Origin of the sequence: Odoribacter splanchnicus DSM 20712 (assembly GCF_000190535.1) — a bacterium.
GTDB lineage: Bacteria > Bacteroidota > Bacteroidia > Bacteroidales > Marinifilaceae > Odoribacter > Odoribacter splanchnicus.
This window is the reverse complement of the sequence record NC_015160.1, coordinates 3,909,444-3,935,138: the sequence shown is the minus strand read 5'-3', so window position 1 is coordinate 3,935,138 and position 25,695 is coordinate 3,909,444. Positions and strand designations below refer to the sequence as shown.

The following is a 25,695-nucleotide window of genomic DNA, read 5'->3' as shown; positions in this document are numbered from 1 at the left end:
AATGCTACACCATCGTTACCAACATCAAAACAAGGTAACACTCTGGTAACTGAACTTCTGCCTAAATCTGCATGTTTCTGCCCTTTTTGAAAAGAGCAATTCTATGCAAATCGTTCCGTTTCTCACTCATTATCAGTTAGTTTACGCCAGCTTCTATTTCTCTTCATTTTCGTTGATTAGTTACATTCAGAATGGGTAAATATCACAGAAGGCAGTTTTGACAGTGGAATTGCAACCGACTATAATCTTTTTCACTACTCCTTCGATGTTTTTGATTGACGAAAATCACAAAATGACAACAACCGGGGGGAAACCGGAAAAATATAAGGGAACTGAAGGAAAAATATTATTGCTGTTCGCTAAAATGACTATTTTAGCGAACAGCAATAATACTAAGGAACAAACTTATAGGCGATGTCATCAAATAAAACATAGCCGGCATTGTCCTTGGTGAATGTTATTACGTGAGGACGGGATCTTGGCATGGGAGGAGTTTCTTCCCACTCATCTTTCAGGTAATTGTACCGGCAGCAATACCAATAGGGCGGAGCAACACTTAGTCCTAATTCGCCTCCTGCAATGTAAGCGTACTCCTGTCCGTCGACAGTTAAAACGAACGAAGATGCATACGAACGTGTAATTCCCGGATACTTATCAGGTAAAAGAGAATTTAACGGTATAAAACGAAACTCTTCCGGATTGAATTTATAAACGTCCCGGCTATCTTCGTGGCTGTTGTGTCCGAAACAAAGATAAACGGTTCCGTCGAGTTGAAATGTAGTGGCTCCTGCTTTCGGCAATACCATATTGGCTTTCCCTCCCCAACCGTATTGAGGATCGAATTGATAAAATTCACCGGAATATAGTCCATTGGCTTTTAAACCGGTTCCGACATATCCCATGCCGTTTAAAGAGAAAGCCACAGCATCCACCACAGCATCTCCCGGAAATTCAAATGTCAGGGAATCCCAACTATTGCTTATGGCATCATACACCCAAAAATCTTTATAGTATGTCTTTTCATCAGTGATAGACTTGCCCAGACCGATATATGCCTTGTCTTTTATTGTAAATGCAACTGCCCCGGTCCGGGGAGTACCCGGAAAATCTTTCATTGCCTCCCAACCGACAAAATTTATTGTTTCCATATACCGCCATAACTTGGTGGGCGAACTATAGGAAGATGGAAAGGGAATTCCTAAGCCCATATACAAAGAATCTCCTATGGTAAAACTGATACCTTTGTCACTAGTGTAGCATGGGAAAAGATGAAAGTTTGTCAATTCCCATTCCCCGTCCAAAGAAGGAATTACCTTCTCTTCATCGTCGTCGCACGAGATCAAGAAAAGACAAAAAATCAAAATATAGAAAATTACTTTCATTTAGGTAGTATTTCGGTTAATCTAAGTGCTCCATCAAGGGGAGTATAGTAAAATGTACCTGAAAGGGGTTGTTGTCTTTTTCCTTTGAAATTAGTTTTATTTTTTGCAGAAAGTTTTATGTAATGAAAAAAATTGATTTCATTTTGCAAAAATGAATAATATATTACATATTTGTCAAATAATATTTAGTACATGTGATATGAGAATAAAAATCATTAAAAATGGTCAGACATTAACAACAGCTTTTAATAGCGGAATTCAAACCTAAATAATTAGAGTCCATATAATTTTACCATGAACCATTTTTACCGGACAACAATAAAAGACAGTATACTAATCAGATACAGCAAATGAATCAGCCATTCCTAGAATCAATATCTAACCCTGGGGACGGTTGATTCGTTTGCTTTAATCTTTAAAATAGATTCGTTTCACGCGGAGAGACACGCTGGTCAATATTTCATAGGGGATCGTACCTAATTTATCGGAAAGCTCGGTCACCGAAATATGTTTTCCGAATATTTCCACCTCATCCCCGACCTGTGCGTCCGTATCGGTGATATCCACCATACAGGCATCCATGCAGATATTCCCGACAATGGGAACTCTTTGTCCTCCGATCCATACTTCACCGACTCCGCAGCTCAGGTGGCGGTCGAGCCCATCCGCATAGCCGACAGGAATAACGGCAATACGGGTATCCCGGCCCAATACACCCTTCCGTCCGTATCCTACCGTCTGATCTCCCTTCACCTGACGAACTGCCGCAATATAGGTCTTAAAGCTACTGACAGGCCATAACGGTGCCCCCACGGCACTGATCCCATGTAATCCGATACCCAAACGGACCATATCGAAAGCATACTGTCCGAACCGTTCTATTCCGGCGGAGTTGAGAATATGCCGGATAATCGGATAATCGAAACGGGCCTGGACTTCTTTCGTCATTTCAATAAAACGGTTGATCTGGAACAACGTATACTCATCGTGTCGGGCTTCGTCACTCCCGGCCAAATGTGAAAACATGGAACGGATTATGACTTTCCGTTTCGTTTCGAAAAACTTCAGCAAAGCGGGCAGATCTTCCGGATCCAAGCCGGAACGATTCATCCCGGTATTCAATTTCAAATGTACAGGATATTTTTCTATGCCATGTTTGGTCAGGACCCGGTCGAAAGCCTCCAGTAATTCGAGAGAATAAATCTCCGGTTCCAGATTAAATTCGATCATATGATCGAAAGCCTCCGGTTCAGGATTCATGACACCGATAGGTATGGTTATTCCGGCAGCTCTTAACTCTACTCCTTCATCTGCAAAAGCCACCATCAGGTAATTTACCCCCTGATATTGTAACAAACTCGCTACTTCCCCGGCTCCGCTCCCATAAGAAAAAGCTTTGACCATAACAGCGATCATCGTCTTCCGGGGCAACAAAGAACGGAAATAATTCAGGTTATGCACCATTGCATCGAAATCAACTTCGAGCACGGTAGCATGGGACTGTTTCTGTAAAAAACCGGCGATATATTCGAAACGGAACTTACGGGCACCTTTAATCAGAATCACCTGATCTTTAAACTGCTCCCTGTTCTCTTGGCGCAGGAAACTATCCGTATCCTTGTAGAAACGACAGCGGGGGACCAAAAAATAAGGTTTATACCGGCTTAACTTTTCCCCGATACCTATAAATAAAGAAACCTTCGCCTTTCGCAACAACAACGCTACCTCCCGGTACAACTCTCTCTCACCGGTTCCTGTATCCACGAAATCAGACAAAATCACGACTTTCTCACGCCCGGCATCCTGCATAGCCAGGGTATTCAATGCCAACTGAAACGAAGCGGCATCCGAATTATAGTAGTCATTGATCAATACACAACGATTTATACCGTCTTTTATTTCCATCCGCATCGCCAAAGGCTGCAAACGGGCTACCCGTTCGGCGATAAAAACCGGAGAAATCCCTTCCAGCAATAAAACACATACGGCATTCATACAATTTTCAAAAGAAGCTTCATCCGGGAACGGTATAGACAAAGTAAACGCAACATGCTCATATCCGACGGCTACCAGGCGTTCATGGGCAGTGCTCCCTTTCTCTTCAACCCGGACAGTTGCATTTTTCCCACTTCCCCAGATCATTTTTTTTACATCCGGTCGAAGCCGGCTAGCTATATAGTCCAAAGCCTCCCCTTCCCTTCCGATAATACAACGGCAATCCCGAAACAATATGGCTTTCTCCGCTAATTTCTGTTGTCTGGATTCAAAATTCTCTCCATGCGCATCTCCCAAATGCGTAAAAATCCCGATCTCAGGCCGGATCATTGCCTGCAACTTACCCATCTCTCCCGGCAGAGAGATTCCGGCTTCAATGATGGCCAAACGGGTAGAAACATCCATACCCAACAAAGACAAAGGGACTCCGACCTGTGAATTATAACTACGGGGACTGCGATAAATACCCGGTTCATCCGATAATAACTGATATAACCATTCTTTGACGATCGTTTTTCCATTACTCCCGGTGATACCGACCACTTCAGCCTTCATTTGACCGCGAAACCAGGCTGCCAATTGCTGAAGTGCCGGTAAAACCTCATCGACGACAAAAAAATTAGCCCCGGACAAAGGAAGAAAACCCGCTCTCAGCCCGGTTACCACAAAATTCCTTACCCCCTGTTCATACAATTTTTCTACATAATCATGTCCATCATGATTAATTCCTTTTAAAGCAAAAAATAAAGTCGACTCGGGTTTATTCACCGACCGGCTATCCACGCTTACTTCTGTAATCTCAAAGTCCTTTACCTCACAGGCTTTGCAATCCAAGATCCTTAAAATTTCTTTACTACTAAACATACACTTCGTTTCATTCACTCTGAACATATAATATCTCCTCTTTTCCCCCCTCCCACTTATACTTATAGCCTTTTACTTTTTTAAAGTACCGGTGCAAACAAACGCGCCACCGATTCACACACTTTTTCCCGTTTCGTCCTGAATTTCCATCTTTGTATCGCTCCCTCGGTACTGACTTTCAAATCTTTCATAAAATCTACCGCTAATTTTTTCACCACTTCGCGGTCGTAAATGATCAGGCTTACTTCGAAATTCTGCTCAAAACTTCTCAAATCCATATTAGCCGTCCCGACGCTGGCCACACTGCCGTCAACAATAATTACCTTACTATGATTGATCCCTTTCTGGTACCAATAAATCTTTACACCGGCTTCCAACAATTCTTCGACATACGAACGGGTACACCAATGTGTCAGCCAGGAATCGGACTTATGAGGCAACAGCAATCTGACATCCACCCCGCTCATCGCAGCCGTCTTCAAGGAATTCAATGTCGTCTCTCCGGGCATAAAATAAGGTGTCGAAATAAAAACATATCGTTTCGCCATATTGATCAGCGTAAAATAAGACTGCTGAATGGAAGCCCAGTCACTATCCGGTCCCGAAGTAACCGTCTGCACGATAACATTATTATCGGCCTGATGGTAGGGCAAGTATTCATTCTTATCCAACAACAATTCCTGCCGGACAAAATACCAGTCGATCAGGAAAATCACCTGCAACGAAGTCACGACTTCCCCGGTCACTTTCAGGTGGGTATCTCTCCAAATGCCTATTCCGGGTACTCCGTCCATATAACGATCGGCGATATTCAGCCCCCCGACAAATCCCACTTCTCCATCCACGACGGCAATTTTCCGATGGTTCCGGTAATTGGCTTTATTCGCCAAATGGTGGAAACGTACCGGCAAAAAGGGATAAATCTGTATATCGGATTTCCTCAATTCCCGGATAAACTCCTTGGACAAGCTCCATGATCCCACATCATCGTAGATGATCCGGATTTCGACTCCTTCGGCAGCTTTTTGAAGTAAAATCTCCTTCAGTTCAGTAGCCAATCTCCCTTCTCCGATAATATAGTACTCCAAATGGATAAACTTTTTGGCATTTTTCAAAGCCCCGAATAAAGCCGGAAATGTCTCTTCGCCATTATTCAAAATTTCGACCTGATTATAACGGGTCAATAAAGCTTTACTATTATTCAACAATAAAGTCATCAACTTCCGCACTTCTACCGTCTCCCGCTTTTTCAAAAACTCCGATTTCCGGATCAGTTGTTTCTGATCTTCGCTCATATACTGGAGCCATTTCATATCGCCCAAACCTTTCATCGAAAACATCTTATTTTTCCGGTAATTCACACCGAAATAGAGATAGAAAAGGAAACCGACCAACGGAACGGTCACCAGGACGATAATCCATGCCAAGGTTCGCACCGGATTCCGGTTTTCAAGAATCACATTAAAAACCACACTGGCCACAGTAAGGATATACAGGGCGATTAAAACATATATGATAATTTGCAACCAGGACATAAAAAATATAAAAAATGGAAAAGTTTTCAGTTTTCAATTTTCAAATAATTTTATCTTTGTATTATGAATACAATCCATCATTTATCCCAATACGCTTTGCAGGAACTAAAAGATTCATATTCCGAACATGAAATCGAATGTATCTGCAGGATCGTTTACATGGATGTTTTGCATTATACAAATATAGACATCCATCTTAGAAAAAACGAAATTTTAGACGAAAGCTTTATAAATAAATTTATCGGAATCGTTCGCTTATTGAAATCCGGTTCTCCGATACAGTATATCCTCGGAGAAACCGGGTTCGCCGGTTTAAGATTCAAGTCAACCCCTTCGGCTTTAATCCCCCGTCCGGAAACCGAAGAATTGGTCCGATGGGTAGGAGAATGGCTCAAGCCGGGCAACCGCCTGCTCGACGTCGGGAGTGGAAGCGGTTGTATCGGAATTTCCCTGGCCCGGTTGTGTCAAGGAGCTCACGTCACAGGGGTCGATATTTCTCCGGAAGCGATTGAGCTGGCCCGGGAAAATGCAATACTGAACGGCGTTAAAGCGGAATTCCTTCTCCGCGACATCCTACACCCCCAAACCGCCTCCTGGGACACTTACGATCTGATCGTCAGTAATCCCCCCTATATCCGGGAAAGCGAAAAAGGAACGATGGAAGCCAAAGTACTCGATCATGAACCTCATCAGGCTTTATTTGTCCCCGACGAAGATCCACTCCTGTTTTACCGGGCTATAGCAGAATTCGGACTGACCCACTTACACCCTCAAGGACTTTTATTTTTCGAAATCAACGAGGCCTTCGGCCAGGAAACGATAGCCCTGCTGACCCGATATGGCTACCGGAATATCGAATTACGAAAAGATTTTTATGGCAAAGAACGAATGGTGAAAAGTGAAAAACCGGCACAAACAGGAAATCGGCATAATTAATATCGGATAGAGATGAATAAAGAGAAAGCCTTAAGCTTAGCGGCCGCTATCTGCAGTAAAAAAGAACATTGCAGTTGGGAAATCCAGGAAAAACTGGTCAAATGGGAAATACCTGAAAAAGAAATCGACCGGATTATGACTTTTCTGCATCAGCATCGATTCATCGACGATGCCCGTTATGCCCAAGCCTATGCCGAAGATAAGTTCCGGTTCAACCATTGGGGAAAACAGAAAATAGCCCTTATGCTCCATCGTAAAAAAATCGATCCGGACCTCATTTCCCAAGTATTAGAAGCGTTGGATACCGATACCTATCAGGAAGCCTGTCTCACTCTGTTAAAACAAAAAATGAAATCCCTGGCCGGCGAAGAGCCTTATAAACGAAAAGCCAAACTGATCCGCTTCGGATTAAGCCGCGGATTCGGCTATGAGGTGATCGACCGATGCCTCCAACGCTTACCCGGTCATACAGACGAAGAGGCAGAAAATTCGTAGAAATCAGTTCATAAAGCCGATGGCCCCTGCGATATTTTTTTACAACTACTTCAGCGGCCGAACGGGCCACTCCGGTTCCGTCAAGAAGGCGCCCCCGCAAGAAGGGTACTGACTTCTATGAACCATTCCTGAGAACAATGGAGGAAACAGAGCAAACTTCAATTCTCCGTTTCTTCCAATTTATAGTGGATTTACTTTTTTGTCTCACCGGATATTAGTTTTGATTTTTATTTTTTATAGTTTTGAACGAAAAATTCCGGAAATATGTATTCAATTCATACCTTCTTACTGCAAAAAGAACTTTTTCGAAGTTCCGAACCAGTAAAAACGAGTGTCGTATCTTCTTTTACCGACACCCCTGCTTTACAACAAATAGCCAGGCAGGCAGATTCGGATTATATCCTTTTCTATACCGGTACTTCTCCCATCGAGCTGCATCCTTATGCAATCGGGCGCATGTACCAGATAGCCGAAAGTAATGACGGAGCACTGTTTTACAGTGATTACCAGGAAATCCGGCAAGGCAAAAAAATACACCATCCCACCTTGGAATATCAAACCGGAAGTATACGGAACGATTTTGATTTCGGGCAACTATTATTATTCCGTAACGACAGTTTTCAGCAAGTAGTCGCTCAAATGAATACCGATTACCGTTTTGCAGCTCTCTACGAATTAAGGTTAAGTATTTCGCGTTTAGGAAAAATCGTACATATACCGGAAACCCTTTATACCGTACAGCCCACCGATCTGCGGTTATCCGGTGAAAAACAGTTCGATTATGTCGATCCGGCCAACCGGGAAGTGCAGTTGGAGATGGAAGCCGTTTGTACAGCCCACCTCCAGGCGATCGGAGCCTGGTTAGCTCCCGAATTTCAGCGTATAGACTTCGGACAGGAGAATTTCGCCCGGGAAGCCTCTGTGATTATTCCCGTCAGAAACCGCAAACGTACCATTGCGGAAGCTGTAGAATCGGCCTTGCAGCAACAAACTGATTTTTCTTTTAATGTCATTGTAGTAGATAATCACTCTACGGACGGCACCGGTCAGATTCTGACAGAATTGTCCCGGCGGTACCCCAATCTGATTCATCACATCCCCGCTTCCACCGAATTAGGCATCGGAGGATGCTGGACGGAAGCGATCCTATTACCGGAATGCGGTAAATTCGCCATACAACTCGACAGCGACGATCTGTATAAGGACTGTCATGTATTACAACGTATCGTCGACACCTTCTATCAGGAGAATTGTGCCATGGTGATCGGTAGCTATCAGATGGTCGATTTCAAGTTGGAAGAAATTCCGCCAGGACTTATCGCCCACCGGGAATGGACTCCAGACAACGGGCGTAACAATGCCCTGCGCATAAACGGGCTCGGCGCACCACGGGCATTCTACACTCCCGTGTTAAGGCAAATCAAATTTCCGAATGTGAGCTACGGCGAAGACTATGCAACCGCCCTGGCCATTTCACGAAAATACCCCATCGCCCGTATTTACGATCCCCTGTATTTATGCCGGCGTTGGGAAGAAAATTCAGATCACGATCTGGACATACAGCAACTGAACAACTATAATTTTTATAAAGACAAAATCAGGACCCTGGAAATCCAGGCCCGAATTTCCGGGAAATAACCGGAATAAATTTTTAATTTCATGAATAGTAAAGATTTACTTCAACTCTATAACGGCCAACTTCAGGAATTCGAACTGGCTAAAAAAAATTATACCGATCTGCAACAAGCCGTCTACCGGGATATTCCATTCGATCTTTTTCGTCTCCGGATCCAGTATAATCCAGCCAGAATGATTTCTACCAATGCCAGAATAGATGTCCGGACATTACAGAACCGGAAATGTTTTCTATGCCGGGAGCATATGCCGGAAGCGCAAAAAGGAATCCGTTACAACGATCGTTATTCTATTTTTATAAATCCCTATCCCATTTTCGAACGTCATTTTACGGTACCTTCCCGCCACCATGAACCTCAATGCATCGGGGGACGATTTGAAGACCTGCTGGATCTCACTTTCGATTTTCAGGGGTATACCTTATTTTATAACGGTCCCACTTGCGGCGCTTCTGCTCCGGATCATTTTCATTTTCAAATGTGCCCGCGGCATCTTATGCCTTTGGAAGAAGATGCCGCCAATGAAGAGCTCCGCCGTTATCTGGTAAAAAAAGACTACTATTCGGTTTCTATATTAAAGGACTATCTCCGCGAAGTGATCCTTTTACAAGCTTCCGACTCCCATCTCCTTTCGGTTCTCTTTCGGCAGACCATGGAAATCATCGGCCGATCCATTCCGTTCGAAGAAGAACCGATGATCAACCTGCTCGGCTGGTTCGACAACTGTCAATGGACCGTTTGTCTTTTTCCCCGCCGCACACGCCGTCCCCGGCAATTTTATGCAGAGGGAACGGAGAAGATATTGTTCAGTCCGGGATGTGTCGATATGGCCGGCCTGATCATTTCGCCCCGGGAAGAAGATTTCCGGAAATATTCAGCCGGTTTATTGACCGATATGTTCAGTCAGGTAACCTCCGGCCCGGATAGCTGGGAAGCGATACAAAAAGAATTAATCCGATTATAAGTTAACCTTGCCTATGCAGAAATATTCACACCTCCCACAACTGGAAGTCGGTATCCTGTTTTCACCGGAAATCTGTTTCCGGCTGAACGGAATTTTCACCTGCCGGACTACAGGAAAAAAATATACCGGAGCATATAACATCCGGCAAACAGAGGACGGTTACCTGTTAAGTCAGGCAGATCATCGGGAACCGGTTTCTTTACCTCTGACGTTCGAACCGGAAGATGACACGACTTCCGACTTCGATTTAACCGATGTCGTCATCGGTATTCAATTTCATTGGGAACGTAAGGAAAATCAAAAGTTTAAGGGGAAGCTAAAAATCATCGACGAACAAAAACACCTGACAGCGATAAATATCCTTTCTCTGGAAGACTATCTACTCAGTGTAATATCTTCTGAAATGCGTGCCACCTCGTCAGCTGAATTTCTGAAAGCCCACGCCGTTATTTCCCGGAGTTGGCTGCTCGCTCAGATCGATAAAGCCAAAACAGTACGGGGCACATACAGCTCTTGCCGGGTGGATCAGGAAGAATACATTCGCTGGTACGACCGGGAAGACCATGCCCATTTCGATGTCTGCGCCGACGATCATTGTCAACGTTATCAAGGGATCAGTAAAGCCTATACCCCTGCTGTCCGGGAAGCGCTGGAAGCTACCCGGGGAGAAGTACTTACCTACGAAGGAACCATTTGTGACGCCCGCTTTTCAAAATGCTGCGGAGGAGCCACCGAACGCTTCGACAATACCTGGGAACCGGTAGTACATCCTTATCTGGATAAGATCACAGACGCACCCGAAGATTTGGAAACCGGAGACTTACGGGATGAACAGACAGCCCGGAAGTGGATCCTTTCTTTCCCGCCTGCTTTCTGCCATACAACCGACCGGCAAATATTGTCACAGGTATTGAACGACTATGACCAGGAAACCCAGCATTTTTTCCGTTGGCAAGTCAGCTATCCGGCCGAACAATTATCGGAATTGGTCTATCGGAAAATCGGTATCGATTTCGGTACGATCCGGGATATTCAGCCCATCGAGCGAGGTGTATCGGGCAGATTGATCCGTGTAAAAATCACCGGAGACAAAAAGACGCTGGTCATAGGTAAAGAATTGATCATCCGGAAAGCTTTCTCAGAATCCCATCTATATAGTTCGGCATTTATCGTCGAAAAGCAGGATGGAATATTCACTTTCCACGGTGCAGGCTGGGGGCATGGAGTCGGGCTTTGTCAGATAGGAGCCGCAGTGATGGGAGCCCGGGGCTATAATTATAAGGCCATTTTACAACATTATTTCAAAGGGTGTGAGTTAATAAAAATGTATGAATAAGAAAACAGAAAACAAAGCGGTTTCTCCCTGGCAATGGGTGCCTTCTCTATACTTTGCCCAAGGTATTCCCTACGTCGTCGTCATGAGCGTTGCAGTCATTCTATTCAAACGCATGGGCATGTCGAATACCGATATCGCCCTTTATACCAGTGGTTTGAATCTTCCCTGGGTGATAAAGCCATTGTGGAGCCCTTTGGTCGATCTGCTGAAAACCAAACGCTGGTGGATCGTGGTCATGCAAATCCTGGTCGGTGCAGGATTGGCAGGAATCGCCTTGACGATCCAAGGCCCCCTGGCTTTCCGGTATTGCCTGGCTTTCATGTGGTTGCTGGCATTCAGTTCGGCCACCCACGATATTGCTGCCGACGGATTTTATATGTTAGGGTTAAATGAAAAAAAACAAGCTTATTTCGTCGGTATCCGCAATACTTTTTATCGTTTTGCGGTTATTTTCGGCCAGGGTATACTGGTAATGTTCGCCGGCTGGCTCGAACAACGCTACGCCAGGGAGATGCCGGAAACCGCAGCCATCCCCCAAGCCTGGTCGCTGACTTTTTACCTGCTGACAATCCTGTTTGCCCTTCTGTTCGTTTATCACTATTTGTTTTTACCCCACCCCCGGCGGGATACTTGTACCCTTCCACCTCAACAAGCCTCTGCCGGAAGAGTGTTCAAAGAATTTCTAGGTACTTTCACCTCTTTCTTCCAAAAGAAACACATCGTCAGTGCCCTGATCTTCATCCTGCTCTATCGGTTCGCCGAAGCGCAGTTGGTGAAAATCACTTCTCCCTTTCTGCTGGATACTCCGGCTACCGGAGGACTTGCCCTATCTACGGCAGAAGTCGGCTTTATCTATGGTACGATCGGCGTCATCGCCCTGACGATCGGAGGAATTGTCGGAGGAATCGCTATGGCACGGCGGGGATTGAAGTCCTGCCTATGGACCATGACCATTGCCATGAACCTGCCCAATATCGTGTATCTGTATCTCTCCTTCGCCCGACCGGAAAGTATAGGAATCATATCGGGCTGCGTTGCCATCGAACAATTCGGTTATGGTTTCGGATTCACTTCCCTCACCTATTTTATGATGCTATTCAGCAACGGCAAACACCAAACCGCCCATTATGCGATCTGTACCGGTTTCATGGCTTTAGGCCTGATGCTCCCCGGTATGATATCGGGTTGGATCGAAGAATCGATCGGTTACCGGGCTTTTTTCGTCTGGATCATGCTGTGTACGATACCCAGTTTCTGGGCTACCCATCTGGTCAGAAAAAACTTAACCGATAATCATTCCGACAACAGTAGCCGATAATAAAGAAGCGAGTGTGCCTGCTAACAATGCCCGCATTCCGAACTGAGCCAGCAGAGGTTTATTTTTGGGAGTTAAACCACCGATTCCGCCGATTTGGATACCGATCGAAGCAAAGTTTGCGAATCCACAAAGGAAGTAGGTACACATAATGACCGACTTTGTCTGAGCAAAAGCTCCGGCAGCTTTGAGGTTGGCCAAATCGACATATCCGATAAATTCGGTCATAATGATCTTCTGCCCCAACAGGCTACCGGCATGGATCATATCCTGAGGAGCGATACCGATCAGCCACATCAACGGAGAAATCGCATATCCCAGAATAAATTGTAAGTTCAGTTCTTTACTTCGTCCGTCGGTAACCTGAGCAATCCACTCGTTTACTCCCGTCAGGCTACCGAATTTTGTAAACAGATAATTGGCAAAAGCGATAAAAGCCACAAATACCAACAACATGCCGGCAACATTGACAGCCAATTTCACCCCTTCGGCCGCCCCATTGGATATGGCATCCAAAATATTCTTACCGACCTTATTTTTAGAAATCTGAATATTATTATTCACCTGCCGGGTCTGGGGTACCAACATTTTAGCGAAAACCACAGCCCCCGGAGCAGCCATCACTGAAGCAGCAAGTAAATGTTTGGCAAAAATCAACCGTTGTACCGGATCTTCCCCACCTAAAAAACTGATATAGGCAGCCAATACTCCTCCGGCTATCGTCGCCATTCCTCCGGTCATCACCAGAAAAATCTCGGAAGGGCTCATATCGTCGAGATATTCTTTAATCATCAGCGGAGCTTCGGTCTGTCCCAAAAAGATATTTCCGGCCACAGACAACGATTCCATCCCTGAGATATTCATGAGCTTAGTCATCACCCAAGCCATAGCATAAACCACTTTCTGAATAATGCCCAGATAAAACAATAAGGAGGTCAGAGCCGAAAAGAATATAATCGTAGGCAACACCTGAAAAGCAAAGATATATCCCGCTTTGGTGGTATCCATCAGATCCCCCAACAAGAAAATACTTCCATCCCGCGTAAAGTCGAGAATACGGATAAAGATCTTACCGAAAAATTCAAAGATAGCCTGTACAGCCGGGACATAAAGAATTCCGACAGCCAATACCAACTGCATCGCCAAACCGATCCCCACCACTTTCCAGGAAATAGCTTTCCGGTCTTTACTGAACAACCAGGCGATCGCTAACAAAGAAACAATCCCCAGTAATCCCCGGAATACCGACATGAAAGAGATATGACTTTCAATATTAGCAGCCGATTGTATACCACCACCTTGCTGAGCCAACACAGGGCTCACCACAAACAATACAGGCAAAAGCCAGCAAGCTTTCTTTAACACACCACTCATAACTCAGATTTTAGAGCTGCAATTTAGCCCTAAAAAATGAATAAAAAAGGGGGGAGTATAACTTTTTTTTATACATTGCCATGTTTTTTATCCATATCATTAATATCAAATCCGATTTATACATGAAACGTTTATTTTTCATTCTGTGGTGTATCTGTTCGGTCGTCTGTTTTTTTATTTCTTGTACCCGGAAGCCGGACAAAGCGACACTCACCATTTACTGTACTACCGACGTACACGGTAGTCTTTTTGACTTCGATTTAAAGCAAAACCGCCCTACTTTATACAGTCTGGCCGGGGTAGCCGGTTATCTCTCGGAAGAGCGTAAAGCGGGTGACAGGGAGTATATTCTATTAGACGGGGGTGATATCCTTCAAGGACAGCCTTCCAACTATTATTTCAATTATATCGATACCCTTCAGACCAATATTACCGCCCAGGTCCTGAACGATTTGGGTTACGATGCCGCTGCCGTAGGCAATCACGATATCGAGGCAGGCCATCCGGTCTATGATAAAGTGGCCGGAGAATTTCACTTTCCCTGGCTAGCAGCGAATGCAATAGATACCCGAACCGGAGCACCTTACTTCAAACCTTACACCGTACTCCACCGCAAAGGACTCAAAATAGCCGTTTTAGGAATGATCACCCCGGGTATTCCCAAATGGCTTCCCCAGCATTTGTGGGACGGTATCGAATTCGAAGATATGATCGGGACGGCCCGGAAATGGGTACCTCTGATTCAGGAAAAAGAACACCCCGACCTGCTGATCGGCCTGTTTCATGCCGGTTACAATTACAACTATGCCGGTGAAAACAAAGACACTCCCCGCAATGAAAATGCCACCATGTTAGTGGCCCGGCAAGTAGAGGGTTTCGATATCATCGTCTCGGGCCATGATCATCAGGAAAAGGTAGAAGAAATCACAAACGACGCAGGACATAAAGTGTTGATCGTGGATGCCCGTTCGCATGCCCGGGCTTTAGGCAAGATCACCGTCAGCCTGACCCGGCACGCCGGACATTACGACAAGACCTATACCGCCGAATTGATCGATCCGGCGAAAGCCCCACGGGATACGGCTTATCTCCGGAAATTCACACCGGCCCTGAATCAGGTGAAAGCCTATATCGACACTCCCATCGGCGAATTTACCGAAACATTATCGGGGCGGGAAGGCCTGTTCGGTCCTTCGGCTTTTACCGACTTCATACATAATGCCCAACTCCGGGAAACCCGGGCAGACGTTTCGTTCAGTACTGTCCTGCAAATGGACGCTAAAATCGCCCAAGGCGAGATTACCATCCGGGACATGTTCAATCTCTATAAATACGAAAACGGACTTTACCTGATGAAATTCACCGGACAGGAAATCGACCGCTACCTGGAATATGCTTATCAACTGCAATATAACACCATGACTTCTGCCCAAGATCATTTGTTGAATTTCAAAAAGGATGAACAGGGAAATATCGTTCGCAACCCCAAAGGTCACTATGTATTAGCCGCCGACTATTTCAACTATTCATGTGCAGCCGGAATCAAATACACAGTAGACGTCAGCCGGCAACCCGGCAACCGGGTAGAAATCCATTCCCTGAGCGACGGCCGCCCTTTCCATGCCGACAGCACTTACACCGTTGCAATCAATTCCTACCGGGGAAACGGAGGAGGCGGGCATCTTACCCAAGGAGTAGGATGGACAAAAGCGGATATCAATCAACGGATACTAAAAATCTGGGACAAAGATGTGCGTTACTATATCACGGAATACATTAAAGAAAAGAAAGTATTGACTCCGCGTTGCCGCAACGATTGGAAAGTCATTCCGGAGGCCTGGTTTCAGGCAGGCAAAAAACGGGATTATAAAATCATATACGAAAGCCATTGAGTTACTTCATCACTCCGCAGAATGAATCACAAAAGACGGGGCTCATCACGAGTCCCGTCTTTTATGATTGAAAGTGCCATGCTCTACCCGATTGCTTTCAAAGAATCTTCGACATATTCGAATTCAGCTTTACCGGTCACCACATATTTAACGGTATACACCGTCGTATCTTTCGTACCATTGATCCCATAGATCGAGAAGTTGACGGTATAGGTCACTTCGACGCCCGTCACCACATCGGCATCACTGTAAATAGCTTCCAAACCGATCCGAACCGCTTCCGGCAGACGTTCGAACATCAGTGCAGTCAGCTCTTCATCCGAAAGATGCTGATACGCGGCAGCTCCGGCCTTATTACTTTCCCTCCAAGAATAAGGATAAAAACTAAAGTTATTCTGATAAGAAGAAGCTCCGTAATAAAATTCGGCATTCGTATAGCCCGTCTGATAGTAATCGGAACCGAAAGTCTTTCCGACATAATCTACGATAGCCTGATAGAAAGCAGCCGACTCTGCATTTCCTTTGACAGCTTCCAGCGTGATTGTCATACTCGGATCGAATTTCCAGACACCACCGGCAAAGACATACTGTTGTGTGAGGTCGACAATCCGGGTATTCAGCGTCCATCTGCCAGTCGCAGCGGAATAGGTATATTCATCGCTATAATTCTTCACCTCTTTGCCATTGTTATAGCGATAAACCACCACACGGTTTTCCTGATCTACCGGATAAGCGATTGCCTTTGCCAAATAATTCGGCAAATAATCCGCAGCAGGAACTTTTTCGGAGAAACAATACTGGTTTTGTCCCATTTCTTTATAGTCCTGTACCGACAAAACAAGTACATTCTTATCCGCATTATTCCATTTCTTTCCGTCGAACACCTTCAAATCGAAGGCCACGTCTGCTTTCAATCCCTCTCCTTCCGGAATTTTCGAACCGATCATCACGTTGTCGATCTGATAAGTCGTAGTCTTTTTGTTCACTCCGTCGCCTAAATATTTAAAAGCAACGAACACCTTTTTACCACCGTATTGTGCCAGGGGAAAAGTACCGGCAGAAGCGAAACTACCGTATCCTTTTGCGGGTGCACTCGGAATAGTAAAATGAGAAGTAATATCAGTCCAGGTTGCCTTTTTTACGTCCTTGCCGTCAAAATCTTCCGAAATCCATACCGTAAGACAATCGGCATTCCAGTTTCCGACACAAACATCAAAACTCAGTTTATCGTCAGCACCGACCGTCATTTCCGGCGTAACCATCCAAGCCTCGCACTCTCCTTCCGTCTTATAAGCAGAATACTGTACGTATTGATTGTTGTTATAAGCAGTCACCTTCCACTGTGTGCCTCCTGTAGAGCTGACGAACCAATCTTTTTCAGATCCCCAATCTTTCAGCCGGGCCAAATTACCCGTCCCGAGATCTTCAAAATTCTCCCAAAGTTGTGGGGTCTCCAAAGTATTGTTACTTTGTGCATTATATCTATATTCGACTAAAACGACATCTCCCTCTTCGGGCTCTTCATACCCGTTGATCAATAGATCGGCTACTTTATTTTTTGTATTCTCATTGAGGTAAGGTACGAACTTTGCGTTTCCGTGTGCTGCCCGATAATCCTTATTCCCAGCTTTATAGGATTTTATCGAAGAATAGGCTGAAAGTAATTCGGACTTATTTTCCCGGTAACTATAAGTTACTTTCACACTCGAACCTTCATCGGCAGTAAAATACTTAGCCGCCAAAAATGCCGGCAGATAAGTCGGGCCGGGAACCGTTTCGTTAAGGTACAAATCGGTTTTCACTGCAGCTAACGCCTTATCGGTACCTTCTTTTTTAGCGATACTCTTATTCGTGCTATTGTCACTGATAGCCGCATAATCCGCTTCAACCAAGGTATATTTCTCTTTTACCACATTCGCAGGCTTCACGATATCATCCAGGCCATCGAAATTCTTATCATTATAATCGCATGCCCCCACGATGAAAGCCATCCATATTGTACTGAGGATATATATTTTCTTCATCATTTTTCCAATTATAAACTTCATTACTATCTTTAAAAAGTTATTTTGAAACGTACGGAATAAGTACGGCCAAATCCATAATATACCTGTGCTGTCGTCCAATCGTGTGTCGTACCGTCCTCTGCGTCGGAAATATATTCCTGATCCAATACGTTATTTACATTAGCCGAAATGATTCCCCAAACTTTTCCGAGCGGGAAACGGTAACTCATATTCACATCCATACTTCCGGCAGACGGAATTTTCCAAGGAGTATCATATTTCATCGTTTTACCCAATTCCTTGGATAAATCACTTCCCTGCAGCTTGAATTTGGCATAATTACGAGCCCAATGGGTATAATCGGCTCCCAATCTCAAACCTTTCAACACCTGATAATTGGCTCCGAAAGCAAAAGTCGTCTGTGCCGAGTTGCCGACTTTCACATCTTTCAAATCGACATCCACTTTCGCATGTTCTTTACTCTTTTCTGTCGTCACTACCCCATCTTTGGTCAAAGGTATTCCCTGGTCATTATATAGATAACCGGTAGCCCTGCTATTCCAGCGCCAATCGGCTAATGACAGCATACCTGTCAGCTCCAGATTACGCACAGGTTTCACCATTACCTCGAGCTCTACTCCCTGATGTAAAGCGTCTACCCCCGTCATATTGATCCGTCCCCGTTCGTCAGAATCCTGGAAAGTGACACTGGCTCCCATACTCTTATCCATCCAGGCCGTACGATAGAGGTTCAGGTTAGCGGTGAATACCGGAGAACGGAAACCATATCCCAATTCTACAGAGAAGATCTTTTCATTCACAGCATCCTTATTCAGCTCGTTGCTATTTTCCTTATTCAGGAACACGGCATATTCGAAGAAAGGAGCTTTTGAAATAAAACCGATATTGGCAAATACATTGTTGTGTTCATCCAGATTATAATTGGCACCTCCTTTGACCGTCCCACTCCAGAAATCGGCTTTACCTGATTTTGCATGTGCTTTGTCGTAATAGAAACGGTCATAACGCCAATACATCGTATTGGATACCGAACCGGCAATAAATGTAGCCAGGGCATTCCGGTTGAATTCTACTTGTCCGAATACTCCTTCCTGCGTAACAAAACCATCGTAGTTCCGGTATACGACATCACCGACTTTCAACTTCTCATTCTTCCAGTTCGCATCTTGTGCCAACGCATTATTTTCAGCTTTTACATTTTTACGGCTTTCCGAATCGACATAATAATCTCCTCCATAAAGATCCACCAGGACAGCTTTGTGGGTTCCTTTATAATACCGCAGGTCGAGACCGCCGTATACATTAAAATACTGACCGAGCTGAGTGGTGTAAGTCGATAACAAACCGTACCATTCATGGTTGTTGATATTATTGGACATCGCCATCTGCGAACCGTTCTCGCTCTTCATATTCAAATCATAAATGGCTGCATAATCGAATGTCCCGTCAGCAGCCCGGAATTGCGTATTCAACGTTCCGTCCAAAGCCGTAGCATACCAGCTGTTTTTATAAGTACTGTTTCCTTGTCCGCGATAACCGCCTCCCCGACCGATAGACACATATAAGGCTGTCGACAAACTGGATTTTTCATTGATCGTCCAGTAATGGTTCAAAGAAATCTGAGGTTTATGGAATTTATTATATCCGGCTACTTTCCGCTGTCCGTTCAGTCCGAATCCATAAACAGCATTGAATTTATATTTATTGGCATGTTTCTGCCATTCTGAAATCAACAGATTGTCATTTCGCTGATTATGCCATTGGGGAGCCCCCAATACGGTCAGCGAGATCATGTGTTTGTCATTGATCTGCTTGGATACATTTCCGAAATAACTGTACGCTTCGAACTCGGTCCCTTGTACATAACCGTTTCCCCAGCTCTTAGCACCTAATATCGAAATCGCCCACCCGTTACGCAAACCGGTAGAAACATTGAATGCGATCTTATTAAATCCGTCGTTTCCCACAGCGTAAGAGATACCTCCTCCGGCTTTGACGTCGGTCGTATTGGTCACGATATTGATAGAACCTCCTACCGAAGGGGCAGCCACCTTAGCCGCACCGAGTCCGCGTTGTACCTGCATCGAACGGGTAACATCCGAAAGTCCGGCCCAATTCGACCAGTAGATTTTACCACTTTCCATTTCGTTCATCGGCACTCCATTGACCATAACGGCCACATTTTCACTTTCGAAGCCACGTACATTTACCCGGGAATCACCGAATCCTCCGCCTTGTTTCGTAGCATATATACTAGGTGTAGATTTTAAAATTTCAGGAAACTCCTGAGTGGAGAGTTTATTTTCTATGGCTACCGGATCGATCACAGCTACAGCCACAGGAGTCTTCCGGCTAACAGCTACCGAAGCAGTAACCGTCACGTCACCTAAACCGATGGATTCGGTTTCCAAAGCAATGGTTCCTAAATTCAGTTCTTTTCCCAAAGTCACCTCTTTTTTCAATTCTTTGTAACCGACACAACGGAAAGTTAAGGTTTGTTTGCCCGTCTGACCGGTCTTCAAGGTAAAACTACCATCCAGATCGGCAGCTACGCCTTCCGAAGTACCCTCCAGCATCACTGTCGCCCCAACCAAAGGTTCTTTCGTTTGAGAATCAACAATTTTTCCTTTAATCGTCCCTTGAGCCACCGTCATAAACGACATGAGGCACAAAGAGAGCATAAGTAATAAAGCCTTAGTAAATAAACTTTTCATACAATAACATCTCTTAATATTAATAAATGATTTAACTCTATTTTTCACACTACCAACGCTCTTTAAAAACGAACGTATAATTTTATATATAAAAACAAAATCACATTAAATATTTAACACAAACATATAAAAGTCAAAACTTTTTATAATAATAACCGTTTCGACGCCGTAAAAATATAGAATTAATATTACAAAATAGCTATATCGATTCTTTTAAGACAAAAAAAGAGAAAAGCCAAACTATCCGGTTTATTTTTTTTGTTGGCAACCGGCATATAAAACATTAATAAACAAATGATTATAAAAAAACAAGCACATTTCATTCAAAAAAATCCGGCATTTTGTAACTGTTTCTCATTTTTCGGCGTATAACTCCATGATTTAGCACACACCACGGGGAGAGGAAGTTTATAAAACAAGCTGATTTCCAAAGCAGTTCTTTAAAATGACGAAAAGGTATACCACGGGATATTTACACCACGCACACACCACACAGACGCACATATAATAATTTCTTTTCAAAAATCCCTGCCTGTTTCAATTTTAAAGTCTCAAGGAAATGTCTCCCTAAAAAACACAGAAGACGCAATCAGTTGCGCCTTCTTGTTTTTTACAAACCGTATTGTAAACAAAATAGAGCGTCTTTCGACGATTTACTACCTGAAAATTGAAAAGTCTGCCGAAATCATGGATGCTTATGATTTTTGCGGTCTCCGGTATGCAAAAACAGATCCGAAGCAATGGCAGGAAAAGTTCAAACTGCCCCGTTTTGTCTATTTCTCCCTTCGACTGGAATAGATATATATCATCCGGGAACAATAGAGTACTTTGTCCCCGGATGATTCTTTAACGGATTTCGGAACCGTTCTTCACCTCTTTGTCAGGACGGACAAAAGCCAGGGAACCATCGGCATTTTCAGCCATCAGAATCATACCCTGCGACTCGATGCCTTTGAGCGCTTTAGGCTCCAGATTCACCAGGATACTCACTTGCTGCCCGATCACTTCTTCAGGTGTATAATACTCAGCGATTCCGGATACAACCGTGCGGGTATCTATACCGGTATCGATCGTCAGCTTCATTAATTTCTTCGTCTTCGCCACCTTTTCGGCAGCAATGATTTTTCCGGCACGTATATCCAGTTTAGCAAAATCATCGAACGAAATATTTTCTTTCACCGGTTTTACTTGTGCATTAGCCATCTCATTGGCCTTTTTAGTAGCCAGCAATTTATCGATTTGTCGCTGAATCTGCTCATCTTCGATCTTCTCGAACAACAATCCCGGTTCATTCAGCCGATGCCCTGCCGGCACCACCTCATCTCCCATCCGGTTCCAGGCGATCGGAGCTATATTCAGGAAATCCCTCAATTTCGACGCACTGAACGGAATAAACGGTTCGGTCAAAGTAGACAGGTCCCCTGCAATCTGTAAACAGATATTCAAAATAGTCTTCACCCGGGCTTCATCGGTCTTGATTAATTTCCAGGGTTCCGTGTCGGCCAGGTATTTATTTCCCAAACGGGCCAGATTCATACATTCTTTGAGTCCTTCCCGGAAGTGAAAATTATCCAGATTTTTCTCTACCCGGCTGATAATCTCAGGAATTTCAGCCAATACTTCTTTATCATAATCCGCCAGTTCTCCGCGCTCAGGCACTATACCGCCGAAATATTTCTGCGTCAGCACCAATGCGCGGTTGATGAAGTTGCCGTAAATAGCCACCAACTCACTGTTATTCCGGGCTTGAAAATCCTTCCAGGTAAAATCGTTGTCTTTGGTTTCGGGAGCATTGGCTGTCAATACATACCGCAACACATCCTGTTTGCCTTCGAAGTCACGCAAATATTCATGCAACCATACGGCCCAATTCCGGGAAGTCGAAATCTTGTCTCCTTCCAGATTCAAAAACTCATTGGCCGGCACATTATCGGGCAATATATAACTACCTTCTGCTTTCAACATCGCAGGGAAAATAATACAATGGAATACAATATTATCTTTCCCGATAAAATGGATCATCCGGGTTTCGGGATCCTTCCAATATTTTTCCCATTCCGGAGTCAGATCTTTCGTTGCAGAAATGTATCCGATAGGAGCATCGAACCAGACATAGAGCACCTTTCCTTTCGCTTCATCGAGCGGTACGGGCACCCCCCAATCCAAATCGCGGGTCACGGCACGGGGCTGTAAACCATTATCCAACCACGATTTACATTGTCCGTAAACATTACTTTTCCACTCTTTATGGTCTTCCAAAATCCATTCTTTCAACCAATCCTCATAGCGATCCAAAGGTAAATACCAGTGTTTCGTCTCTTTAAGTTCCGGTTTGTTACCGGTAACCGCCGATACAGGATCGATCAGATCGGTAGCATTCAGGCTGGTACCACAAGCCTCGCACTGATCGCCATAAGCCCGTTCATTCCCACAATGAGGACATTTCCCTACAATATAGCGGTCGGCCAAAAACTGTCCGGCTTTCTCATCATAGAACTGCATAGAAGTTTTCTCGATGAATTTTCCTTCGTCATATAACTTCTTAAAGAAAGCCGAAGACAATTCATGATGTGTTTTCGAACTTGTGCGGGAATAGATATCGAAAGAGATACCGAACTCTTCGAAAGAATCTTTGATGATTTGATGATAACGGTCAACAATATCCTGAGGAGTCACTCCCTCTTTTTGAGCCTTGATGGTAATGGGCACTCCATGCTCATCCGAACCACCGATAAATACTACTTCTTCTCCTTTTTGCCGCAGATAGCGCACATAAATATCGGCCGGAACATAAACACCGGCCAGATGACCGATATGCACAGGCCCGTTAGCATAAGGTAATGCCGTCGTGATCAGATTCCTTTTGAACTTAGCCATATCTCTTCTTGTTATTTCAGTTTCAAAATCTTAAATTGCAGTGTGCAAAGGTAAGAAATAATTGAAAATTGAAAATTGAAAATTGAAAATTACTTATCTTCGCACCCGAAAAGCCTTATCGCTTTCTGCCTATAGCTTATAGCTTTTAGCCTATAGCTTATTACTTTTTAATTTTACTGTATGTTCAGACCACCATATCTTCAATCCGGCGATAAAGTCGCCCTGGTTTCTCCGGCAGGTATCATCGATCCGCTATCGATACATGATGCGGTAGAAGTGTTACGTTCCTGGGAACTGAATCCTATCGTAGGCCCGAACGCGGCAGCTACCTACGGCTATTTTGCAGGCCGGGACGAACAACGCCTGCAGGATATGCAATGGGCGCTCGATGACGAAGACATCCGGGCCATATTTTGTACCCGTGGCGGATATGGCAGTTTACGCATTGTCGAACAACTGGATTATTCTATTTTTCAAGGTTCCCCGAAATGGCTTATCGGATTCAGCGATATTACCGTTTTCCATTCGAAGCTCAACACGCTGGGCATTGAAAGCATGCACGCCCCTATGCCTAAAAGTTTTCGCTCAACAAATCCGGCAGCCTTATTACGACTGAAAGAATTTTTATTCGGGAAAATATCTTCTTACCGGCTTCCTCCCCATCCGTTCAACCGAGAAGGGATCGTACAGGCCGAACTGACGGGTGGAAATCTGACTCTTTTACATTGTCTGCGTTCTTCGGTATTGGAATGTAAACACCAAAGTTCTATTCTATTTATGGAAGATGTAGGGGAAAATCTATATTCGATCGACCGCATGCTACAAAGCCTGAAGCTAACGGATAAGTTTTCAAAACTTCAGGGACTTATTGTCGGAGACTTTACAGAAATGAAAGGGCTCAATTTCGGGAAAGATGCTTATGAAATCATACAAGAAGTATTCGCCGACTATGCCTATCCGATCTGTTTCGGTTTTCCGGCCGGACATGCAGAGAACAATTTTCCTCTGATCATCGGTTCGACGATCGAAATGGAGATCAGTGCTACCGGAACTACCATCCATTTTCAAAATGATTAAACAAGCCTGTAAATGAGAAAATACATCTTTTTCCTATCGGTTATTTTAATGGGAGCTTGCCAATCACCGGCAGTCTTCGAAAAATATGAAGAACAACCCGACGAAGTCTGGAACCGGTATCATATCGTCGAATTTACAGCCGACATCCCGGACAGTGGACAATATATAGTGAAACTCTGTTTGCGGCATACCACCGATTACGAGATGGCCAATCTTTGGTGTTTCGTCTCTACCCGCAGTCACGGACAAGAGCAATTATCCGATACGGTAAACCTGAAAATAGCAGAACCCGACGGCCGTTGGTTGGGAAAAGGCAACAGCATTAAAACATTGGAACAACCGATCAATCGTAATCCGGTGACTCTTCCCCAAGGAAATGTAATCTTCCGGATCGAACAAGGCATGCGGATGGAAGAAATGGCCGGAGTAAAAGATGTAGGGATAAAGATCGAGAAAGTGCAAACTCAGGGATAAGGATTAATCAGATTCATAGAAAAAAGATGGCAAAGAAAAAACTGGCACGATTTGCAGAAATGGAAGTATTACCCAATGTGTTCCAGCCCAAGCATGAAGAGGTGTTTCGTACGGATTACCCCCTGAAGGGAAAATGGAATGAGGAGGTCTTTCATAACGATCATCCCATCATTCTGGAAATCGGGTGCGGCAAAGGAGAATATACGGTCGAACTGGGAAAATTGTATCCCGAAAAAAATTTTATCGGACTGGATATCAAGGGTGCCCGTATGTGGAAAGGGGCTAAAACAGCTGTAGAAAACGGAATGAATAATGTAGCTTTCCTGCGTATGTATGCCGAAATGCTCGAATCGGTTTTCGCTCCGGGAGAAATTGCAGAACTCTGGATTACCTTCCCTGATCCTCAAATGGCTAAAGCCCGTAAACGCCTTAGCGGGACCCGTTTTTTGAGTCTCTACCGGAAAATACTGGCCCCACAAGCTGTGATCCATCTGAAAACGGACAGCCTGTTTTTATACCGATATACCTCGGCTCTGATCGAACTCAACCACTTACCGGTAGAAGTCCGAACCGAAGACCTGTACGGCTGCGGCTGGGAAGATAAAATTTTGAGCATTAAAACATTTTATGAAAAACAGTGGCTATCGAGAGGGAAACAGATCAAATATCTCCGTTTTTCTTTAGGAGAAGACATCCCTCTGACCGAGCCCGACGTAGAAATAGAAAAAGACGATTATCACAGCGAAACACGCTATATGAACAGTCACCTCGTTCACGGAAATAAAGCAATCAGGAATAATTGAA

Annotated in this window: 18 protein-coding genes; 11 read left to right on the top strand and 7 right to left on the bottom strand. The window is 44.4% G+C overall.

Features of this window, described 5'->3' with window-relative positions; genetic code table 11:
* Positions 1 to 392: 392 nt before the first annotated feature.
* From ODOSP_RS19005 to cls, 3 genes are all read right to left on the bottom strand, one after another.
* Entirely contained in the window at positions 393 to 1,382 is a 990-nt protein-coding gene (locus tag ODOSP_RS19005; protein ID WP_013613453.1) for a hypothetical protein, read from the bottom strand.
* A gap of 408 nt (positions 1,383 to 1,790) precedes the next feature.
* Entirely contained in the window at positions 1,791 to 4,241 is a 2,451-nt protein-coding gene (locus ODOSP_RS16625; protein WP_041557019.1) for a bifunctional UDP-N-acetylmuramoyl-tripeptide:D-alanyl-D-alanine ligase/alanine racemase, read from the bottom strand.
* An 80-nt stretch (positions 4,242 to 4,321) separates the two neighbouring features.
* Positions 4,322 to 5,776, bottom strand: coding sequence for a cardiolipin synthase (cls, locus tag ODOSP_RS16620; RefSeq protein ID WP_013613451.1), 1,455 nt, complete (start codon positions 5,774 to 5,776; stop codon positions 4,322 to 4,324).
* Positions 5,777 to 5,839: 63 nt separating this feature from the next.
* Here cls and prmC point away from each other — a divergent pair, with 63 nt between their 5' ends.
* The 6 genes from prmC (at position 5,840) to ODOSP_RS16590 (ending at position 12,459) form a co-directional block, all read left to right on the top strand.
* Positions 5,840 to 6,712 carry a peptide chain release factor N(5)-glutamine methyltransferase gene (prmC, locus tag ODOSP_RS16615; RefSeq protein WP_013613450.1) on the top strand — a complete coding sequence of 291 codons (873 nt, stop codon included), beginning with the start codon at positions 5,840 to 5,842 and terminating at the stop codon, positions 6,710 to 6,712.
* 12 nt (positions 6,713 to 6,724) lie between these two features.
* Entirely contained in the window at positions 6,725 to 7,207 is a 483-nt protein-coding gene (locus ODOSP_RS16610; protein WP_013613449.1) for a regulatory protein RecX, read from the top strand.
* A gap of 264 nt (positions 7,208 to 7,471) precedes the next feature.
* Complete coding sequence (locus tag ODOSP_RS16605) at positions 7,472 to 8,845, top strand: glycosyltransferase family 2 protein (protein WP_013613448.1); 1,374 nt, start codon at positions 7,472 to 7,474, stop codon at positions 8,843 to 8,845.
* Between the two features lie 21 nt (positions 8,846 to 8,866).
* Entirely contained in the window at positions 8,867 to 9,805 is a 939-nt protein-coding gene (locus ODOSP_RS16600) for a DUF4922 domain-containing protein (protein WP_013613447.1), read from the top strand.
* 13 nt (positions 9,806 to 9,818) lie between these two features.
* On the top strand, positions 9,819 to 11,141 hold the full coding sequence (locus ODOSP_RS16595) for a SpoIID/LytB domain-containing protein (RefSeq protein WP_013613446.1): 1,323 nt from the start codon (positions 9,819 to 9,821) through the stop codon (positions 11,139 to 11,141).
* Positions 11,134 to 12,459: an MFS transporter gene (locus tag ODOSP_RS16590; protein ID WP_013613445.1), complete on the top strand. Its 1,326-nt coding sequence runs from the start codon at positions 11,134 to 11,136 to the stop codon at positions 12,457 to 12,459. The genes ODOSP_RS16595 and ODOSP_RS16590 overlap by 8 nt, the downstream gene beginning before the upstream one ends.
* Here ODOSP_RS16590 and ODOSP_RS16585 read toward each other — a convergent pair.
* The gene (locus tag ODOSP_RS16585) at positions 12,424 to 13,830 is read right to left on the bottom strand and encodes a NupC/NupG family nucleoside CNT transporter (protein WP_013613444.1); all 1,407 of its coding nucleotides are present in this window, start codon (positions 13,828 to 13,830) and stop codon (positions 12,424 to 12,426) included. The genes ODOSP_RS16590 and ODOSP_RS16585 overlap by 36 nt on opposite strands.
* A gap of 122 nt (positions 13,831 to 13,952) precedes the next feature.
* On the opposite strand from ODOSP_RS16585, the gene ODOSP_RS16580 reads away from it, so the two are divergent.
* Positions 13,953 to 15,722 carry a bifunctional metallophosphatase/5'-nucleotidase gene (locus ODOSP_RS16580; protein WP_013613443.1) on the top strand — a complete coding sequence of 590 codons (1,770 nt, stop codon included), beginning with the start codon at positions 13,953 to 13,955 and terminating at the stop codon, positions 15,720 to 15,722.
* 83 nt (positions 15,723 to 15,805) lie between these two features.
* Here the strand turns inward: ODOSP_RS16580 and ODOSP_RS16575 are convergent, their stop codons facing one another.
* Positions 15,806 to 17,746: a choice-of-anchor J domain-containing protein gene (locus ODOSP_RS16575; protein WP_013613442.1), complete on the bottom strand. Its 1,941-nt coding sequence runs from the start codon at positions 17,744 to 17,746 to the stop codon at positions 15,806 to 15,808.
* 32 nt (positions 17,747 to 17,778) lie between these two features.
* Complete coding sequence (locus ODOSP_RS16570; RefSeq protein WP_013613441.1) at positions 17,779 to 20,463, bottom strand: TonB-dependent receptor; 2,685 nt, start codon at positions 20,461 to 20,463, stop codon at positions 17,779 to 17,781.
* 603 nt (positions 20,464 to 21,066) lie between these two features.
* Here ODOSP_RS16570 and ODOSP_RS16565 point away from each other — a divergent pair.
* Entirely contained in the window at positions 21,067 to 21,261 is a 195-nt protein-coding gene (locus tag ODOSP_RS16565; RefSeq protein ID WP_041557016.1) for a hypothetical protein, read from the top strand.
* A 48-nt stretch (positions 21,262 to 21,309) separates the two neighbouring features.
* Here the strand turns inward: ODOSP_RS16565 and metG are convergent, their stop codons facing one another.
* Positions 21,310 to 23,340, bottom strand: coding sequence for a methionine--tRNA ligase (gene metG, locus ODOSP_RS16560; protein WP_013613440.1), 2,031 nt, complete (start codon positions 23,338 to 23,340; stop codon positions 21,310 to 21,312).
* Positions 23,341 to 23,520: 180 nt separating this feature from the next.
* Here metG and ODOSP_RS16555 point away from each other — a divergent pair, with 180 nt between their 5' ends.
* Genes ODOSP_RS16555 through trmB form a run of 3 tightly spaced genes read left to right on the top strand, consistent with a single transcriptional unit; the run spans position 23,521 to position 25,694 of the window.
* Positions 23,521 to 24,417 (top strand): S66 peptidase family protein, encoded by an 897-nt coding sequence (locus ODOSP_RS16555; RefSeq protein ID WP_013613439.1) that lies wholly within the window; start codon positions 23,521 to 23,523, stop codon positions 24,415 to 24,417.
* Between the two features lie 12 nt (positions 24,418 to 24,429).
* On the top strand, positions 24,430 to 24,891 hold the full coding sequence (locus ODOSP_RS16550) for a gliding motility lipoprotein GldH (RefSeq protein WP_013613438.1): 462 nt from the start codon (positions 24,430 to 24,432) through the stop codon (positions 24,889 to 24,891).
* Between the two features lie 26 nt (positions 24,892 to 24,917).
* Positions 24,918 to 25,694, top strand: a complete 777-nt coding sequence (gene trmB / locus ODOSP_RS16545; RefSeq protein ID WP_013613437.1) for a tRNA (guanosine(46)-N7)-methyltransferase TrmB — start codon at positions 24,918 to 24,920, stop codon at positions 25,692 to 25,694.
* Position 25,695 lies beyond the last annotated feature (1 nt).

Coding starts and splice junctions, on each gene's coding strand:
- ODOSP_RS19005 (WP_013613453.1), bottom strand. CDS start 1,382: ATGAAAGTAATTTTCTATATTTTGATTTTTTGTCTTTTCTTGATCTCG.
- ODOSP_RS16625 (WP_041557019.1), bottom strand. CDS start 4,241: ATGTTTAGTAGTAAAGAAATTTTAAGGATCTTGGATTGCAAAGCCTGT.
- cls (WP_013613451.1), bottom strand. CDS start 5,776: ATGTCCTGGTTGCAAATTATCATATATGTTTTAATCGCCCTGTATATC.
- prmC (WP_013613450.1), top strand. CDS start 5,840: ATGAATACAATCCATCATTTATCCCAATACGCTTTGCAGGAACTAAAA.
- ODOSP_RS16610 (WP_013613449.1), top strand. CDS start 6,725: ATGAATAAAGAGAAAGCCTTAAGCTTAGCGGCCGCTATCTGCAGTAAA.
- ODOSP_RS16605 (WP_013613448.1), top strand. CDS start 7,472: ATGTATTCAATTCATACCTTCTTACTGCAAAAAGAACTTTTTCGAAGT.
- ODOSP_RS16600 (WP_013613447.1), top strand. CDS start 8,867: ATGAATAGTAAAGATTTACTTCAACTCTATAACGGCCAACTTCAGGAA.
- ODOSP_RS16595 (WP_013613446.1), top strand. CDS start 9,819: ATGCAGAAATATTCACACCTCCCACAACTGGAAGTCGGTATCCTGTTT.
- ODOSP_RS16590 (WP_013613445.1), top strand. CDS start 11,134: ATGAATAAGAAAACAGAAAACAAAGCGGTTTCTCCCTGGCAATGGGTG.
- ODOSP_RS16585 (WP_013613444.1), bottom strand. CDS start 13,830: ATGAGTGGTGTGTTAAAGAAAGCTTGCTGGCTTTTGCCTGTATTGTTT.
- ODOSP_RS16580 (WP_013613443.1), top strand. CDS start 13,953: ATGAAACGTTTATTTTTCATTCTGTGGTGTATCTGTTCGGTCGTCTGT.
- ODOSP_RS16575 (WP_013613442.1), bottom strand. CDS start 17,746: ATGAAGAAAATATATATCCTCAGTACAATATGGATGGCTTTCATCGTG.
- ODOSP_RS16570 (WP_013613441.1), bottom strand. CDS start 20,463: ATGAAAAGTTTATTTACTAAGGCTTTATTACTTATGCTCTCTTTGTGC.
- metG (WP_013613440.1), bottom strand. CDS start 23,340: ATGGCTAAGTTCAAAAGGAATCTGATCACGACGGCATTACCTTATGCT.
- ODOSP_RS16555 (WP_013613439.1), top strand. CDS start 23,521: ATGTTCAGACCACCATATCTTCAATCCGGCGATAAAGTCGCCCTGGTT.
- ODOSP_RS16550 (WP_013613438.1), top strand. CDS start 24,430: ATGAGAAAATACATCTTTTTCCTATCGGTTATTTTAATGGGAGCTTGC.
- trmB (WP_013613437.1), top strand. CDS start 24,918: ATGGCAAAGAAAAAACTGGCACGATTTGCAGAAATGGAAGTATTACCC.